The following is a 14,136-nucleotide window of genomic DNA, read 5'->3' as shown; positions in this document are numbered from 1 at the left end:
CCGCTACGAGCGCAAGGCCGACCACTTCCTCGCCTTCACCAGCATCGCCTGCACATTGATCTGCTATCGCCGACTCGCCAAATGAGACGACGTCTTAAGGCACTGGGGGAGGACGACACCGCCCCGTGCACACCAGAGCGATGTGCATGGGCATCGGACCGTCCAGGCTGACCGGCGTGCCCTCGGGCATGAGGGACCCCGCCCCCGCATTCCCGGACCATGGACACGATTCGTGTCGCCGGACGCGGAGCGAACGCGGGCGACCAGGACATCCAACACCGTTCGGGATGTCCGCAGTGACCAGGCATGGGTCCAAGAATCACTCCTGCTCACCGATTAGGAACGGTCTCTTCTCGGTCACCGTGCCTTTTTGACCGGCAGTTCCAGGCGAAGCTGGTAGCCGCCGTCGGCGGTGGGGCCGGAGGTGACGGTGCCGCCGAGGAGGGCGGCGCGCTGTCGCAGGGCGACCAGGCCGTAATGCGCGCTGGGCAGGGGGACGGCGGGCCGCGTGGGCGCGCTGTTGCTGACCGTGACGCGGACGGCGTTGTCCTCGTAGGAGGCGCGCACGGTGGCGGTGGCCCCGGGGGCGTGTTTGCGTACGTTGGTCAGCGCTTCCTGGATGGTGCGATAGACGGCGCGCTGCAGGGTCGGTGGAAGGCCGCCGGGCAGGTCCGTCGTCAGGTGGGCGTCAATGCCGCTGCTGTCGATCAGCCGCCGCAGGTCGGTCAGGGACGGCTGTGGAGTCAGTTCCGTAGGGCGGCTGTGCGAGTCGCGCAGCACGTTGACCATGTGCCGCAGTTCGTCCAGCGTCTGCACGCTCAGCCGCCGTATCGTGGCTGCGGCTTGCTTGGCTACGGTGTCCTGCGTGCCGACCTGCAGTGCCCCGGCCTGCACTGCTATCAGGCTGACCTGGTGGGAGACCACATCATGCATCTCGCGGGCGAGCTGGGCGCGTTCTTTGGCCAGGACAGCCTGCGCGCTCAGCCTGCGCTCGTGGTCGCGCGCCTGGGAGATCTCGGCGAGCCGCAGGGACAGGTCCCGCCGGGCCTGAACGAGCTGGCCGAGGAAGACGGGAGCCGCAGCCGTTGCCGCGGTATAGCCCAGGGCGATCAGGCCCGAGGGGCTCCAAAGAACGAGTTGCGGTGACGGCGACCACGAGGTCATGTCGCTGAGCGTGTACGCCAGGGCGCAGAGGGCCAGGAGAGTCCGGTGCCGGGTGAATGTGGCGAGGGTGTACAGCGCGGCCAGACAGGCGAAGATCGCATCCGAGACCAGGACGGCGGGCAACGTGAGCAGGAAGATGAGCAGCGGAAAACGCCGACGCAGCACAAGCAGGCAGGCAGCGGCCAGGGCCAAGGCCAGGCTCAGCGGCTCGTCCGGGGCGACATGGACCCAGACGTCAAGCAGTGCTGCGACGACGAACGCAGTGTTCCGCAGCATGCGGGCCGGGGGGCGGGGAATCATTCCGGCTCCGGGTCGCGGGGCGGTTTGAGCAGTCCGGCCCGTTCGGCGACCACGACCGCCTGGACGCGGCTGCTGACCTCCAGCTTGGTGAGGATGGCGCTCACATGGTCCTTCACCGTGCCGGTGCTCAGGTGCATCCGGGCGGCGATGTGCGTGTTGGACAGTCCCTGGGCGATCAGGACGAGTACGGTGCGTTCGCGGTCGGTCAGCCGGTCCACACCGTGCGTGGCAGGTGTTTGGCCGCCGGCCTCGAGGTATCCGTCCACGACCGTCCGCGTGACCTTGGGCGCCAGGACGGTCCCCCCGTCGGCCAGGGCGCGCACGAGGAACGGCAGCTCCTCCGGGTCGGTGTCCTTGAGCAGGAAGCCTGCCGCGCCGCAGCGCAGGGCCGTGGCCACGTACTCGTCCATGTCGAACGTCGTGAGCATGGCCACCACCGGGGGCTGCTGCAGTCGAGACAGATCGGCGAGGACGGTGAGTCCGTCCACGTCCGGCATGCGGATGTCCAGCAGCACGACATCAGGGTGGGTCTCCTGCGCCACCTGGACAGCTTCTCCCCCCGGAACCGCCCCCACGACCTCGATCTCGTCGGCGGCGTCCAGGATGCACCTGAACCCCGTACGGATCAGCGCCTCGTCGTCGACCACCAGTACCCGGATCATGCGTGCTCCCACTCACCATCGGGTCACTGTCCGTCGTACCACGTCGACAAGCGCCTCGCTTGCCCACACCGAGACCGTCCAGGTGGCGGGGCCGGAGCCAGCCAGTCGGCGGGGACGTTCCGGACTCCTGCCGGATGGATATGGCAGGAGGTTTCGCGAAGCCTGAAAACGTGACGTGCAACGTGTCGACCGCCGCGCTCTGGGAGACGGCGCCGGTGGCCGTGGTCGACCGCTTGCTGTCGCCAGAGGGACGTCACCGTCGCCGCTGATCCGAAGCGACCTGGCGGTGTCACACCCTCCGGCGTCATGCAGGAGCAAACCGAACAGGAGGGCAGCCGCATGACGATCCGCCTGACAGTTCTGGGCGTGCACCCCCCAGTTACATCCGCAGATGCGATCTTCGGCCACGCCCCACTCAGTGAGTACGACCTCCACGAGACAGGCGCCGCCCTGGCAGCGCTTCCGCCCCAGTCGTCGACCACGCGGTCGCCTTCCACCCGCTGCGCGTTCACCGCCGCATTCCTCGGGCTGAAGGCCACAGCGGAGCCGGCACTGCGCGACATCGACTACGGCACATGGCGCGGCCGCACCCCGGCCGAAATCGTCGCCGCAGACCCGCACGGATACAGCGCCTGGCTCACCGACCCGGATGCCGCACCACACGGGGGCGAAACCGTACGCCAACTCTGCCAACGGACCGCGAACTGGCTCAGCAGTCTGCCCCCTGAGACGGGCCGAGCCTTGGCCATCGTCGAGCCGGCTGTTGTCCAGGCGCTGCTCGTCCATGCCCTGTCCGCACCAGCACGAGCCTTCTGGAAACTTGAGGTACCGCCCCACTGCACAGTCTGCCTGACGCGGCGCGACGGCGTCTGGAGCAGCACGTGGACCGCTGCCCCCTACTGCCCCAGGACCCGTGCGAGCGGTGCGGGCCGGCCCCGCACCGGCCAGACCGGCGCCGTTCGCGCCGACACCCCACAGGAGGACGGCCGGCACCGCCCGGACTACCGGATCGACCTCGCGTTGCGGGCTTCGGGTCGCCCCCCGGTCGTCATCCGGTCCTGGTGACTTCACGCGGTGGAAGTTGGACGGCAGCCGGTCGTCGCTCCAGCGCATGAGCATGTCCCCGATGCTGCAGGTGATGACGTCGGCCGAGGGCACCACGGGTGTCCACTCCTGTGCCTCGGCCTCCTTATCCCTCTGATCGCCGTTGACCCCGCCTACACTTCCCGATGGGGTGCCAAGTACTGGCAGAAACCCCTCACCGGCAAGACCCAGGAAACCCACCCGACACGATGCCGCGAGCATCGCGATCGGCAGACGCGCCCTCGGCCACCCGATCCGGCGACGGACGGCACCGCCCCACGACGACCGGAGTGATCGTCGCGGGCATCGGACCGTCCAGGCCGGACCGGGCACCCCAGGGCATGAGGGAACCCGCCCCCGCATCCCCGGACCACGGACACGATCCGTGTCACCGGACGCGGAGCGAAAGCGGGCGACCAGGACATCCAAAACCGTTCGGGATGTCCGCAGTGACCAGGTATGGGTCCAAGACTCACTCCTGCTCACTGATTAGGAACGGTGTCAGCGCTGGCGGGTCGGGCGTACGACGATCTCGTTGACGTCGACGTCGGGCGGCTGGGCGAGGGCGTAGGAGACCGCGCCGGCGATGGCGTCGGGTCCGATCGCGTGGGCGCGGTAGGTGCGCATGGCGTCGGCGGCGCCGGCGTCGGTGATGGTGTCGGCGAGTTCAGAGGTGACGACGCCGGGCGAGATGGTCGTGACCCGGATCGAGGGGTCGGACTCCTGGCGCAGACCCTCGGTGATCGCCCAGGCCGCGTACTTGGTGGCGCAGTAGACGGCGCCGGTAGGCACGACCTCGTGGGCGCCGACGCTCGCGAGGGTGACGAAGTGGCCCGAGCCCTGCGCGGTGAACACGGGCAGTGCCGCGGCGATGCCGTGCAGCAGGCCGCGGACGTTCACGTCGATCATCCGGTCCCACTCGTCGACGAGCAGGGAGTCCAGCCGCGACAGGGGCATGACGCCGGCGTTGCTGATGAGGACGTCGACGCGGCCGTGGCGGTCGCGGGCGGCCTGGACGAAGGCCGCGACGTCCGCGCGGTCCGTCACGTCCAGCCGGACCGGCTGCAGGCCGCCGCCGGAACGGCCGGCCGCCTCGGCCGTGTGCTGTGCCAGTGCCTGCAGGCGGTCGGTGCGGCGCGCGCCGGCTACCACCTGGTGTCCCTCTGTCACGAGTCGTGCGGCGACGGCCGCGCCGATGCCGCTGCTGGCGCCGGTGACGAGGACGACCTTGCGGCTGGCCGGCGCGGCGTTTTCCGGTTGTTGTGTGGTCATGGTCTTGAGGCTGCCCCGGCCGGACCGCCCGCGGGAGAGGCGGCGTCCTCCTGGGTGCAGCGCACCCAGGCACAGTGGCCGGGCCCGGACCTACCATGGCGGCATGCCACGCACCGAGCTCGGCGCCTACCTCACCGCCCGGCGCGCCCGCGTCACCCCGGCCGAGGTGAACCTCCCCGCCACCGGGCACCGCCGGGTGCCGGGACTGCGGCGCGAGGAAGTCGCCCTGCTCGCCGGGGTCAGTGCCGACTACTACCTACGCCTGGAGCAGGGCCGGGAACGCACGCCCTCCGCGCAGGTCCTCGATGCCCTGGCCGCCGCCCTGCGGCTGGGCGAGGACGGCCGCCGGCATCTGTTCCGGCTCGCCGACATCGGCCCGCGCGCGAAGGCCGTCGCCGTGCCCGGCCGGGTCGAGCCGAGCCTTCTGGCGCTCATGGACGCCTGGCCGCACAACCCGGCCATCGTGTACAACCGCGCGTACGACGTCCTGGCGTCCAACGCCATCGCCGACGCGCTCTTCCACGGTTGGACGCACTCGCGCAACCTCATGCAGGTAGTGTTCACCGACCCGGCCGCCCGGGCCTTCTACCGTGACTGGCACGACGTCGCAGCAGGCTCCGTGGCCGGCTTCCGGCTCGGCCACGGCGCGGCGCCCGACGACCCGCGGGTGCGGCAGGTGCTCACCGAACTGCTGGAGCACAGCCCCGAGTTCGCCGAGCTGTGGGCCCGCCACGACGCCCGCGGCAAGGCGCTGGAGCGCAAGCGCTTCGAGCACCGCGACGTCGGGCCGCTGACACTGACCATGCAGACCTTCGACGTCCGCTCGGCCCCGGGCCAGGAGCTCGTCGTCTACCACGCCGAGCCCGCCTCGCCCAGCAGCGAGGCGCTCGCGCTCCTCGGCTCGCTGGCCGCGACCTCGCCCCGGGAATCCTGAGCCGGCGCCGCGGCGCCCGCCCAGCCGACCTGAAACTCAGCCGGGTGCCGACTCAAGCGCTCGACCACAGTTCGCTGATCGTGGGCGACCGCGTGCCATCTGCCCCCTGGAACGACGATCCGGGCAGGCGGCTGACCGACCACCGCGCCGCCGTCATCACTGCGGGCACCACCACACTACTTCTGGCGGATTCCGTCCAGAAGGTTGTTCACGAGCGCGACGATGAAGTCGTCGGTGACAGGTTCGTCGGGGATGAGCAGTCGGTGGTAGACGGCGCCCCAGAGCTGGTCGACGAGGACCTGCACGTCGATGCCGGTGCGGATCTGGCCGAGTTCCTGAGCCCGGTGGAGGCGTTCTCCCGCCAGTCGGCGCCGGTGCGATGAGTACAGCTTCCGGTAGGCGGTGGCCAGGTCCTCGTCGGTCTGTGACTCGCCGATCAGCTCGGCCAGTACTCGCCCCCCTGGGGTCTGGGTCATCACGTGGGCGAAGGCACGAAGTTGGGTGAGCAGGTCGGCGCGGATGTCTCCGGTGTCGGGGAAGGCGAGCGTTTCCTGGACGGCGTGGAAGTAGCCGTCCAGGGCGAGCGCTCCTTTGGAGGGCCACCATTTGTACAGGGTGGTCTTGCTGACGCCCGATGCCCTGGCGATGCGTTCGAAGGTGAGGTCGGCGATGCCTTCGGTGAGCAGCAGGTCGCCGACGGTGTGCAGGACGTCTGCTCGGACCTCGTCCGCGGGCCGGCGCCCCCGTCCGCGGCCGTTGCCTTCCTTGACGGCGGGGCCGTTCGCCTTGTTCTCCACGTGTGCTCCTGCTCGGTTGCCGGGGGTCGTGTCAGTTTCCAGGTGGGCGCTGCCCGTGGTCGAGTCGGCGGGTGGTGTCGCGGCCGGTGTCACGGGGTGATCCGCAGGCTCGCGATCAGCCCGTCGCGCAGGTGGAATGTCATGGGGCCGGTGCCGTTGTGGCCGTTGCCGGTCACTGTCAGGGTCGCGACATAGATGTCGCAGGACGAGCCGGGCTCGATCGCGTCCAGCTCGAAGTGTGCCTGGACGCCGATGTTGTCGGTGCGGTCCCAGGCGCGCACGCCGTCGCGGCCGTGGTACTCGCGGCCCCAGTCGTTGAGGTCAGCGTCGTGGGTGAACGCGGCGGCGAAGGCCTCGGCATCGCCGCGGTTGGTCGCCTCGATGAACGTCTGGATGGCGGCCGGGGTTTCGATGGTGGTCATGGTGGTTGCCTCGGTGCTGAGTGGAGCAGGGACGGGAGGGCTGAGTCCGTCCTCCCGTACCAGACCCGGGGTTTCAGTGCTGGACGGTGAGCAGGTCGGCGAGGTCGATGCGGTTGAGGAATTCGCGGCGGATGCGGTCGGCGGTCTCGGAGACCTCCTCGGATCCGTCGTTGGCGGGGTCGATGTGAACGCGGTAGGGGCGCTGTCCGGCGGGCAGGGCGACGATGCGGGCGATCTCGTCGGAGACCAGCGACGCGGTCGCGTCCTCGGGGGCGAGGGCGGCGAGTTTGGTCGCCACCTGGTCCATCAGGCCGGCGTACCTGGTCTCGTACTCGGCCTCGACGGTGATGTCGTCGGGGTGGCCGGAGTGCGCGAAGTGGTTGGTGCCGCTGGTGAACGAGCCGGGGACGATGATCGAGGTTTCCACGCCCCAGCGGGCGAGTTCGCCGGCGTAGGACACCGCGAGGGAGTCCATGGCGGCCTTGGCGGCGAAGTAGGGGGCGAGGTAGGGCGGGGTGCCGCCTTTGACGCTGGTGCTGGACACCCAGATCACCAGTCCTTGTCCGCGTCGGCGCATGCCCGGCAGCGCGGCGCGGTTGACGCGCTGGGTGGACAGCACGTTCACGTCGTAGAGCTCGGCGAGCTGGTCGGGGGTGAACGCCTCGGCCGGTCCGGTCACCATGTGCCCGGCATTGTGGATCAGCACGTCTATGCGGCCGTGCTCGGCCTCGATCCGTGCGATGGCGGTGTCGACCGAGTCCTGGGAATTCACGTCGAGTTCGATGGAGCGCAGGTCGACGTGGTGCTCGTTGGCGTAGTCGGCGGCGGCCTTGACCTGGGGCGCGTTGCGGCCGGTGGTCTGGCGCATGCCGGCGTAGACCGTGTGGCCGGCGTCGGCCAGCGCGCGGGCGGTCAGCGCCCCGAAACCGCTGGAGGCGCCGGTGATGACGACGACGTTGCCGGTGGTGGACATGGACGTGGTTCCTTTCAGCAGTGACAGGGGGGCGGGATTTTGCGTGTGCGGCAGGGGTCAGGCGAGGCCACCGTTGGCGTAGAGGACCTGTCCGTTGACCCAGCGCGCGGGGCCGGCGAGGAACGAGACGACCTCGGCGATGTCCTCGGGCCGGCCCAGCCGCTCGAGCGGGGTCGCCTGGGCGAAGTTCGCGACGGTGGCGTCGTCCTTGCCGTCCAGGAACAGCGGTGTGGCGGTGGGGCCGGGCGCGACGGCGTTGACGGTGATGTCCCGGCCGCGCAGCTCACGGGCCAGGGTGAGGGTCAGGCCCTCGACTGCTGCCTTGCTGGCGACGTAGGCGCCGTAGGCCGGCAGCTGGGTGCGGACCACCGAGGTCGAGAAGTTGACGATCGCGCCACCCGGGCGGACCGTCCGCGCCGCCTGCTGGGAGACCACGAAGGTGCCGCGGATGTTCGTGCGGTGCATCCGGTCCAGGTCGGCGAGGTCGAACGTCGCGATCGGCGCCAGGATCATGATGCCGGCGGTGTTCACGACCACGTCGACGCCGCCGAAGGCCGACTCGACCGCGTCGAACGCCGCGCTCATCGCGGTCTCGTCAGCGACATCGCCTCCCACTGCCAGGGCCCGGCCGCCGGCCGCGATGATCGCGGCCACGGTCTCCTCGGCCCTGGCCTTGTTTCCCGCGTACTGCACGGCGACCGCGAGACCGTCCTGGGCAAGCCGCTCGGCCACGACACGGCCGATGCCGCCCGAGCCGCCGGTGACCAGCGCGACGCGATCGGTGGTGGAGGTGCTCATGGTGTTCTCCTTTCGACCCTTCAAATGAACGCCACGTACATATAAGCACGAAATGAACGCGGCGTCCATATCAGGGGAGAGGTCTTTCTGGGTTGCGTAGACCGCCCAGGGCTGTGTCCGGGACGGTCGCGTCACCTGGTCCCGGACGTGAGAAGCTGAACGGAAAATCCCCCAGGTCGCGGGCACGCTGACGCGTTCATTGGCCAGAGCTTGAGGAGAGTCGCTGTTCAACCGGCGGGAGCCAGGGTGACCTCGTGGCCGAGGGCCTTGAGTTGGCGGACCGGGTCGCGGGTCCGGGGGGTCGGGTCGATGAGGCGCTGGTGGTAGTCGGAGCCGAGGTCCCTGATACTCGGCGTCGGGGTCGTTGATCAGGTGCCAGGTGATGACGAGGATCGAGCGGGCGGCAGCGACCAGAGCCTTCTTGCGGCCGCGGCGCTTGACGATGCGTCTGTAGCGGGCGCCGAGGAAGGTGTCGGTGCGCGAGGCGGCGGTGGCGGCCTCGCCGAGGGCGCCCTTGAGCCAGGGGTTGCCCCGCCCGGTGGGGCTGGCGCCGCGCTTGGCGCCGGACTGGGTGGTTCTCGGGGTGAGCTTGGCCCAGCTGGCGAGGTGGTCGGAGGTGGGGAACACGCCCATGTCCGGTCCGGGTTCGGCAAGCAGGACGTGGGCGATCGTGATGCCGACGCCGGGGATCGCGTCCAGCCGTTCGACCAGTGACGGACCGGGCCGTGCGTCTCTCTCCGGTCCAGGCAGGTTCTGGACGGCGGTGGTGATCTGCTCGGTGAGCCGGGCGATCTGCGTGGTGAGGTGGTCGACGCTGTCCAGCGGCATCTGGCAGAGAAAGCCGTGGTGATGTCGGCGTACACCCGCATGTGCACAGATGGGTACAAGTGAAAGTGCACCGCCCGCGCGTGCCAAGGGCCGGCCGGTGACGCTGCTGGTCCGCATCGTGGCGCCCCACGTGTCACGGATGCCGTTTACGAAGGGCGTCCCCACCGCCCGGCGTGATCCCTGCCAAAGGATTGAGGCGGCGGTTTCGGGCACGTTATGCGGATGGGTGCTCTTCTCGCGTTGGCCTCTGCGGCTTGTTACGGTCTCGTGGACTTCGCCAGCGGGCTGCTGTCCCGCCAGGTCCACTTCGCCGTGGTCACCTTCCTCGGACAGATCGGGGGCATGCTGCTTGCGCTCGTATGCGCTCTCTCCGTACCGGCACAGGCAGTTCACCATGCGGATGTGGTGTGGGGAGCTCTATCCGGGGCCGGAAGTGCCATGGCTATGCACTTCCTCAATCGCGGCCTGAGCCGCGGGCCTATGAGCGTGGTGATACCGGTGAGCGCCGTCACGGGGGTGGCGCTGTCTGCGCTGTGCGGCGTGAGCTTTCTCGGCGACCGACCGACTGCACTGGCGTGGGCGGGCATCTGCGTCACCATGCCCGCGCTGTGGCTCGTCTCCGGGGGGACCACCGGTGGCAAGGACCGGCCGCAGCCTGGACAGCTGCCGGTGGACGGTTTGGTCGCCAGTCTGGGGGTGGCCGTGCAGTACATTTCCCTCGCCCAGGCAGACCGGGCCAGCGGCTTGTGGCCCGTAGTCGTCGGCCGGATCGCTGCAGTAGTCCTCCTGGTGCCTAGCACTTGGCGGCACAGTTCCGACCTTCGTCAACCAGCAAGGCGGCTGGGCTGGGCTGTTCTGATCGGGGCGGGAGCGGCCCTCGCCCTCATCCTGTATCTCTGGGCCGCTCAAGAGCAGATGTTGGCCATCGCTGTCGTCCTGGCCTCCCTGTATCCGGTCATCCCGACGGCTCTCGGACTCTTGGTACTGCGCGAAAAGGTCACCCGGGCACAGGCAGCCGGCCTGGTGAGCGCAACCGCCGCCGTCATCCTTCTTACCTTGGAGTGACGATCGTCCTGCACAGAAGCCACATCGGCATCGACCGGTTGCATTTCCTACGCTTCGGCGCCTCAGCGGAAGCTGTGCACTTTTCCGTGTACCGGGCTGAGCACTTTCACTTGTACGCCGACAGGTGATCCTCGAACTGTCCGGTCAGGGCTTCGACGAGGGCGGCTTTCTTGCGGACCAGGTTGCCGCGGGCGAGGTCGGCCAGGGCCCTCGCGTCGCGCTCGCCGGCGATGAGTGCGGCGAGCATGGCCCGGCCCGAGACGCCGAACAGGTCGGTGACCACGCTGGTCAGCTTGATCTGGGCGTCCTCCAGGACCTTCTCGACGCGCTGCTTGTGCACCCCGGTGCGGTCCCCGTACAGGATCGCCTTCATGATCTCGCGGAGATCGTGCTCCGGCGGGCGTCCGATATTCAGTGCATACCGGCGCCGCTCGGCCCGCCAAGCGCTCAGCACCGGCTCGATCAACGCCCAGCGCGCATCGGACAGATCACTGGGATACGGACGACGTTCGGCCATGACCTGGACATACCGCCGGTGAGGGCGTGCGCCCAGGCGTGCACCGCAAGCGGCGGAAGCACGGGCCACGCGACGGGCGTCTTGGGATGAGACAGGCGCAAGCCATAGCCCGCCCCAGCCGTCACCCCTTGGGGCACATCCGACGCACTGACTCCGCCAGACCCACCGGAACGACGACTCCTCCTCGAAAGAGGGAGGAGGGACAAGCGCGCTTCACGAGAGAAAACGACCCCTTAGCCCTTTAGTGGAGATATCACCCCTCTGTTCTCCCATTTGTCCGTTCGCGGCGATCTTGTCCGTAGTCTGTGGGCATCGGGTGGCATCGAGGTGAGGGCGGGCAGTGGACCGGGCGACGAGCGAACCGCAGGGGGGAGGGGACGGTGCCGGGCCGCGGGTGGTTGCGGTCGAGGTGGCTGTGCCGCCGCACCAGTACCGGCAGGAGGACATCACAACGGCGTTCGCGGATCTGCTCCCCGGACCTGCGGGTGCGCATCGTGCTCTGGGCAGGGTGTCGGCGAACGCCGGGGTTGTCACGCGGAACCTGTCGCTGCCGCTTCATCAGTACGCGGCGCTGGACGGGTTCGCCGGCGCCAACCGTGCCTGGCTGCACACAGCCCTGGAGCTGGGCGAGCAGGCGGTGAACGAGGCATTGAGCGCGGCCGGGGTGGAGCCGGACGAGGTGGATGTGGTGATCAGCACGACGGTGACCGGCCTGGCTGTGCCGTCGCTGGAGGCCCGCCTGGCGCAGCGGATCGGGCTGCGCCAGGACGTCAAGCGCATCCCGCTGTTCGGTCTGGGCTGCGCCGCGGGGGCTGCGGGCATCGCGCGGTTGCACGACTACCTGCGGGCGTTTCCTGACCAGGTCGGGGTGCTGCTGGGGGTCGAACTGTGCTCGCTGACGGTGCAGCGCGGCGACTGGTCCCTGGCCAATCTGGTGGCCACGAGCCTGTTCGGGGACGGTGCTGCGGCGGTCGTTGCCGTGGGGGAGCAGCGGGCCCGGGGCTGCCGCGGGCCGGAGGTCGTGGCCACCCGCAGCCGGCTCTACCCGGACAGCACCGACGTCATGGGCTGGCGGATCGGCGCGAACGGGTTCGGCATCGTGCTGTCCCCGGACGTGCCCACGGTGGCGGAGCGGGAACTGCCCAAGGACGTGAGCGCTTTCCTGGCCGATCACGGCCTGACGGTCGGCGATGTCGTCGCCTGGATCTGCCATCCCGGCGGGCCCAAGGTCATCGACGCGGTGGAGCGTGCCCTCGGCCTGCCCGAGCAGGCTCTGGCCCACACCCGTCATTCCTTGGCGACGCGGGGCAACCTGTCGTCGGTGTCCGTTTTGGACGTGCTGCGGGCGACGCTGGAAGCACCACCCACCCCCGGCTGCGTCGGGCTGCTCACCGCGATGGGGCCGGGCTTCGCCAGCGAGCTGGTCCTGCTGCGCTGGTGACCCAGAACGTCCCCTGACCGCGGCGGCTTGCCGTCTGCCCGCCTTCGAACCGCTTCAAGGAGTCGGCGTATGCCCTTGTCCGAGCTTGTCAGGCAATCATGCGCGCCGCCTGGCAGGACTGATTGGTGCCCGCAGGCCGTGGCCGGCCCGGCGGACAGCGGTGCAGCGTGGTGATGCGCATGGGGATGCTGCCAGCGTGGCTGATCGTGCTGGTGGCGGCGGTCGCCGCAGAGCGGCTGGCGGAGCTGGTGGTCTCCAGGCGGCATGCCCGATGGGCTCAGGTGCGCGGTGGTGTGGAACACGGACGAGGCCATTACCCGGTCATGGTGGCCGTCCACACGGCGCTGCTGGTCGGCATCCTCGCGGAAGTCGCCGTCGCGCGGCGGGCGTTCATCCCCGTGCTGGGCTGGAGTGCGCTGTGTGCCGTGGTGCTGCTGCAGGGGCTGCGGTGGTGGTGCGTGTGGTCGCTGGGCCCGCGCTGGAACACCCGGGTCATCGTCGTTCCGGGACTGCCGCTGGTGCGGCGTGGCCCGTACCGGTGGCTGCGGCATCCGAACTACCTGGTCGTCGCAGCCGAGGGTGTTGCGCTGCCGCTGGTGCACAGTGCGTGGCTGACCGCGCTGCTGTTCACCGTTGCCAATGCCGCGGTCCTTACCGTGCGCCTGCGGGTGGAGAACGCGGCGCTGGGACTTTCAGCGTGAGCCGCGACGTGTACGACACCGATCTGCTCATCGTCGGCGCGGGTCCGGCCGGGCTGGCCGCCGCGCTGTACGCTGCGCGGGCGGGTATGTCCGTGACGGTCTGTGAGAAGCGGCCCGACCCGGTGGACAAAGCATGTGGCGAAGGGCTGATGCCCGGCGGGGTGCGACGGCTCCACGCCCTGGGGGTGTGCCCGGCAGGGGCGCCGCTGACCGGGATCGACTACCTGGATCTGTCCGGCCGCCGGGCGCACGCGCCGTTCCGAGCCGGGCCCGGGATGGGCGTGCGCCGCACCGAACTACAGGCCGCACTGTCTGCCGCCGCGCACGCCGTCGGCGCTCACCGGCTCGATGCCCGCGTGACGGCAGCGGCGCAGGATGCCACCGGGGTGAACGCCGCAGGATTGCGCGCACGCTGGCTCATCGCCGCCGACGGTCTGCACTCCCCGCTGCGCCGCCACCTCGGTGTCCCCGTCCGGCGCGGGTTCCCGCGCCGCTTCGGACTGCGCCGGCACTGGCACACCGAGCCTTGGAGCCAGAACGTGCAGGTGGTCTGGGGCCCGCATGCCGAGGCGTACATCACCCCCGTGGCTGCGGACCAGGTGGGCGTCGCCGTCCTGTACCGCCCCGACGCCACGCCGTCGGGCGCGGCGGCACACCACGCCTACGCCGGGCTGCTGGAGGCCTTCCCTCACCTGCACCATCGGCTCGCTCACGCCGCCCCGGCGTCCAGCGTGCGCGGCGCCGGCCCGATACGGCAGCAGCCGGCGCGCCGCGTCGTGGGCCGGATCCTGCTCGTCGGTGACGCAGCCGGGTACGAGGACGCGCTCACCGGCGAGGGCATCAGCCTGGCACTGGCCCAGGCCGAAGCCGCAGTCGACGCCCTGGTCGCCGACGCCCCCGCTCGCTACGGGCACGCCTGGCGGCGCCTGACGCGCCGCTACCGGTGGCTCACCCACACCTTGGTCCTCGCCACCACCCACCCTGGCGCCCGCTCGCTGCTGGTGCCCGCATGCCTGGCCGCGCCGACGGTCTTCCGCGCCGCGGTCAACCAGCTCGCCGACCCGTGAACACCCCACGCTGCACATCACCTGGAACCTCCGAGGATGTCCCGGCCTTCAGGCCGGGGAGGAATCGGACTGCTGCGGAGCAGGGCAGGAAGAGGGGTTTCGCCCCCTGGGC

13 protein-coding genes and 5 pseudogenes are annotated in these 14,136 nt (G+C 70.0%); 8 read left to right on the top strand and 10 right to left on the bottom strand.

Features of this window, described 5'->3' with window-relative positions:
- Positions 1–109: 109 nt before the first annotated feature.
- Positions 110–340, top strand: a pseudogene (locus ACFVJQ_RS44225) (IS200/IS605 family accessory protein TnpB-related protein); the annotation flags it as partial.
- A gap of 17 nt (positions 341–357) precedes the next feature.
- On the opposite strand, the gene ACFVJQ_RS44220 reads toward ACFVJQ_RS44225, so the two are convergent.
- Positions 358–1,464 carry a sensor histidine kinase gene (locus ACFVJQ_RS44220; protein ID WP_385791554.1) on the bottom strand — a complete coding sequence of 369 codons (1,107 nt, stop codon included), beginning with the start codon at positions 1,462–1,464 and terminating at the stop codon, positions 358–360.
- Positions 1,461–2,126 carry a response regulator gene (locus ACFVJQ_RS44215; RefSeq protein ID WP_385517902.1) on the bottom strand — a complete coding sequence of 222 codons (666 nt, stop codon included), beginning with the start codon at positions 2,124–2,126 and terminating at the stop codon, positions 1,461–1,463. The genes ACFVJQ_RS44220 and ACFVJQ_RS44215 overlap by 4 nt, the downstream gene beginning before the upstream one ends.
- Positions 2,127–2,432: 306 nt before the next feature.
- On the opposite strand from ACFVJQ_RS44215, the gene ACFVJQ_RS44210 reads away from it, so the two are divergent.
- The gene (locus tag ACFVJQ_RS44210; RefSeq protein ID WP_385791552.1) at positions 2,433–3,191 is read left to right on the top strand and encodes a histidine phosphatase family protein; all 759 of its coding nucleotides are present in this window, start codon (positions 2,433–2,435) and stop codon (positions 3,189–3,191) included.
- 45 nt (positions 3,192–3,236) lie between these two features.
- On the opposite strand, the pseudogene ACFVJQ_RS44205 reads toward ACFVJQ_RS44210, so the two are convergent.
- Positions 3,237–3,284 (bottom strand): annotated as a pseudogene (locus ACFVJQ_RS44205) (hypothetical protein); the annotation flags it as partial.
- A 33-nt stretch (positions 3,285–3,317) separates the two neighbouring features.
- On the opposite strand from ACFVJQ_RS44205, the pseudogene ACFVJQ_RS44200 reads away from it, so the two are divergent.
- A pseudogene (locus ACFVJQ_RS44200) lies at positions 3,318–3,702 on the top strand (IS200/IS605 family accessory protein TnpB-related protein); the annotation flags it as partial.
- A gap of 8 nt (positions 3,703–3,710) precedes the next feature.
- Here ACFVJQ_RS44200 and ACFVJQ_RS44195 read toward each other — a convergent pair.
- On the bottom strand, positions 3,711–4,481 hold the full coding sequence (locus tag ACFVJQ_RS44195; RefSeq protein WP_385791550.1) for an SDR family oxidoreductase: 771 nt from the start codon (positions 4,479–4,481) through the stop codon (positions 3,711–3,713).
- Between the two features lie 103 nt (positions 4,482–4,584).
- On the opposite strand from ACFVJQ_RS44195, the gene ACFVJQ_RS44190 reads away from it, so the two are divergent.
- Complete coding sequence (locus tag ACFVJQ_RS44190; protein ID WP_385517908.1) at positions 4,585–5,415, top strand: helix-turn-helix domain-containing protein; 831 nt, start codon at positions 4,585–4,587, stop codon at positions 5,413–5,415.
- Positions 5,416–5,591: 176 nt separating this feature from the next.
- Here the strand turns inward: ACFVJQ_RS44190 and ACFVJQ_RS44185 are convergent, their stop codons facing one another.
- From ACFVJQ_RS44185 to ACFVJQ_RS44165, 5 genes and pseudogenes are all read right to left on the bottom strand, one after another.
- On the bottom strand, positions 5,592–6,212 hold the full coding sequence (locus ACFVJQ_RS44185) for a TetR/AcrR family transcriptional regulator (protein ID WP_385791548.1): 621 nt from the start codon (positions 6,210–6,212) through the stop codon (positions 5,592–5,594).
- A gap of 89 nt (positions 6,213–6,301) precedes the next feature.
- A complete protein-coding gene (locus tag ACFVJQ_RS44180) occupies positions 6,302–6,634 on the bottom strand; it encodes a nuclear transport factor 2 family protein (RefSeq protein ID WP_385517913.1) in 333 nt (110 codons plus the stop codon).
- A gap of 73 nt (positions 6,635–6,707) precedes the next feature.
- The gene (locus ACFVJQ_RS44175) at positions 6,708–7,607 is read right to left on the bottom strand and encodes an SDR family oxidoreductase (RefSeq protein WP_385517915.1); all 900 of its coding nucleotides are present in this window, start codon (positions 7,605–7,607) and stop codon (positions 6,708–6,710) included.
- A gap of 57 nt (positions 7,608–7,664) precedes the next feature.
- Positions 7,665–8,405, bottom strand: a complete 741-nt coding sequence (locus ACFVJQ_RS44170; protein ID WP_385791556.1) for an SDR family oxidoreductase — start codon at positions 8,403–8,405, stop codon at positions 7,665–7,667.
- Positions 8,406–8,867: 462 nt separating this feature from the next.
- Positions 8,868–9,233 (bottom strand): annotated as a pseudogene (locus ACFVJQ_RS44165) (transposase); the annotation flags it as partial.
- 222 nt (positions 9,234–9,455) lie between these two features.
- On the opposite strand from ACFVJQ_RS44165, the gene ACFVJQ_RS44160 reads away from it, so the two are divergent.
- The gene (locus tag ACFVJQ_RS44160; RefSeq protein WP_385791545.1) at positions 9,456–10,298 is read left to right on the top strand and encodes an EamA family transporter; all 843 of its coding nucleotides are present in this window, start codon (positions 9,456–9,458) and stop codon (positions 10,296–10,298) included.
- 337 nt (positions 10,299–10,635) lie between these two features.
- On the opposite strand, the pseudogene ACFVJQ_RS44155 reads toward ACFVJQ_RS44160, so the two are convergent.
- A pseudogene (locus ACFVJQ_RS44155) lies at positions 10,636–10,815 on the bottom strand (transposase); the annotation flags it as partial.
- Positions 10,816–11,209: 394 nt separating this feature from the next.
- Here ACFVJQ_RS44155 and ACFVJQ_RS44150 point away from each other — a divergent pair.
- The 3 genes from ACFVJQ_RS44150 to ACFVJQ_RS44140 all read left to right on the top strand — a co-directional run bounded on the left by ACFVJQ_RS44150 (position 11,210) and on the right by ACFVJQ_RS44140 (position 14,024).
- Positions 11,210–12,256 carry a type III polyketide synthase gene (locus tag ACFVJQ_RS44150; RefSeq protein ID WP_385517920.1) on the top strand — a complete coding sequence of 349 codons (1,047 nt, stop codon included), beginning with the start codon at positions 11,210–11,212 and terminating at the stop codon, positions 12,254–12,256.
- Between the two features lie 173 nt (positions 12,257–12,429).
- Positions 12,430–12,957, top strand: coding sequence for an isoprenylcysteine carboxyl methyltransferase family protein (locus tag ACFVJQ_RS44145; protein WP_385517934.1), 528 nt, complete (start codon positions 12,430–12,432; stop codon positions 12,955–12,957).
- Positions 12,954–14,024, top strand: a complete 1,071-nt coding sequence (locus tag ACFVJQ_RS44140; RefSeq protein WP_385791543.1) for an NAD(P)/FAD-dependent oxidoreductase — start codon at positions 12,954–12,956, stop codon at positions 14,022–14,024. The genes ACFVJQ_RS44145 and ACFVJQ_RS44140 overlap by 4 nt, the downstream gene beginning before the upstream one ends.
- The last annotated feature ends 112 nt before the right edge of the window (positions 14,025–14,136 follow it).

The organism is Streptomyces sp. NPDC127197, from assembly GCF_042672405.1.
GTDB classification, from domain to species: Bacteria; Actinomycetota; Actinomycetes; order Streptomycetales; family Streptomycetaceae; genus Streptomyces; species Streptomyces flavusporus.
This window is presented reverse-complemented; position numbering and strand designations above follow the sequence as displayed.

Bases quoted from the DNA above. Each gene is read 5' to 3' on its own strand.
- ACFVJQ_RS44220 (WP_385791554.1), bottom strand. From the start codon at position 1,464: ATGATTCCCCGCCCCCCGGCCCGCATGCTGCGGAACACTGCGTTCGTC.
- ACFVJQ_RS44215 (WP_385517902.1), bottom strand. From the start codon at position 2,126: ATGATCCGGGTACTGGTGGTCGACGACGAGGCGCTGATCCGTACGGGG.
- ACFVJQ_RS44210 (WP_385791552.1), top strand. From the start codon at position 2,433: ATGCAGGAGCAAACCGAACAGGAGGGCAGCCGCATGACGATCCGCCTG.
- ACFVJQ_RS44195 (WP_385791550.1), bottom strand. From the start codon at position 4,481: ATGACCACACAACAACCGGAAAACGCCGCGCCGGCCAGCCGCAAGGTC.
- ACFVJQ_RS44190 (WP_385517908.1), top strand. From the start codon at position 4,585: ATGCCACGCACCGAGCTCGGCGCCTACCTCACCGCCCGGCGCGCCCGC.
- ACFVJQ_RS44180 (WP_385517913.1), bottom strand. From the start codon at position 6,634: ATGACCACCATCGAAACCCCGGCCGCCATCCAGACGTTCATCGAGGCG.
- ACFVJQ_RS44175 (WP_385517915.1), bottom strand. From the start codon at position 7,607: ATGTCCACCACCGGCAACGTCGTCGTCATCACCGGCGCCTCCAGCGGT.
- ACFVJQ_RS44170 (WP_385791556.1), bottom strand. From the start codon at position 8,405: ATGAGCACCTCCACCACCGATCGCGTCGCGCTGGTCACCGGCGGCTCG.
- ACFVJQ_RS44160 (WP_385791545.1), top strand. From the start codon at position 9,456: ATGGGTGCTCTTCTCGCGTTGGCCTCTGCGGCTTGTTACGGTCTCGTG.
- ACFVJQ_RS44145 (WP_385517934.1), top strand. From the start codon at position 12,430: ATGCGCATGGGGATGCTGCCAGCGTGGCTGATCGTGCTGGTGGCGGCG.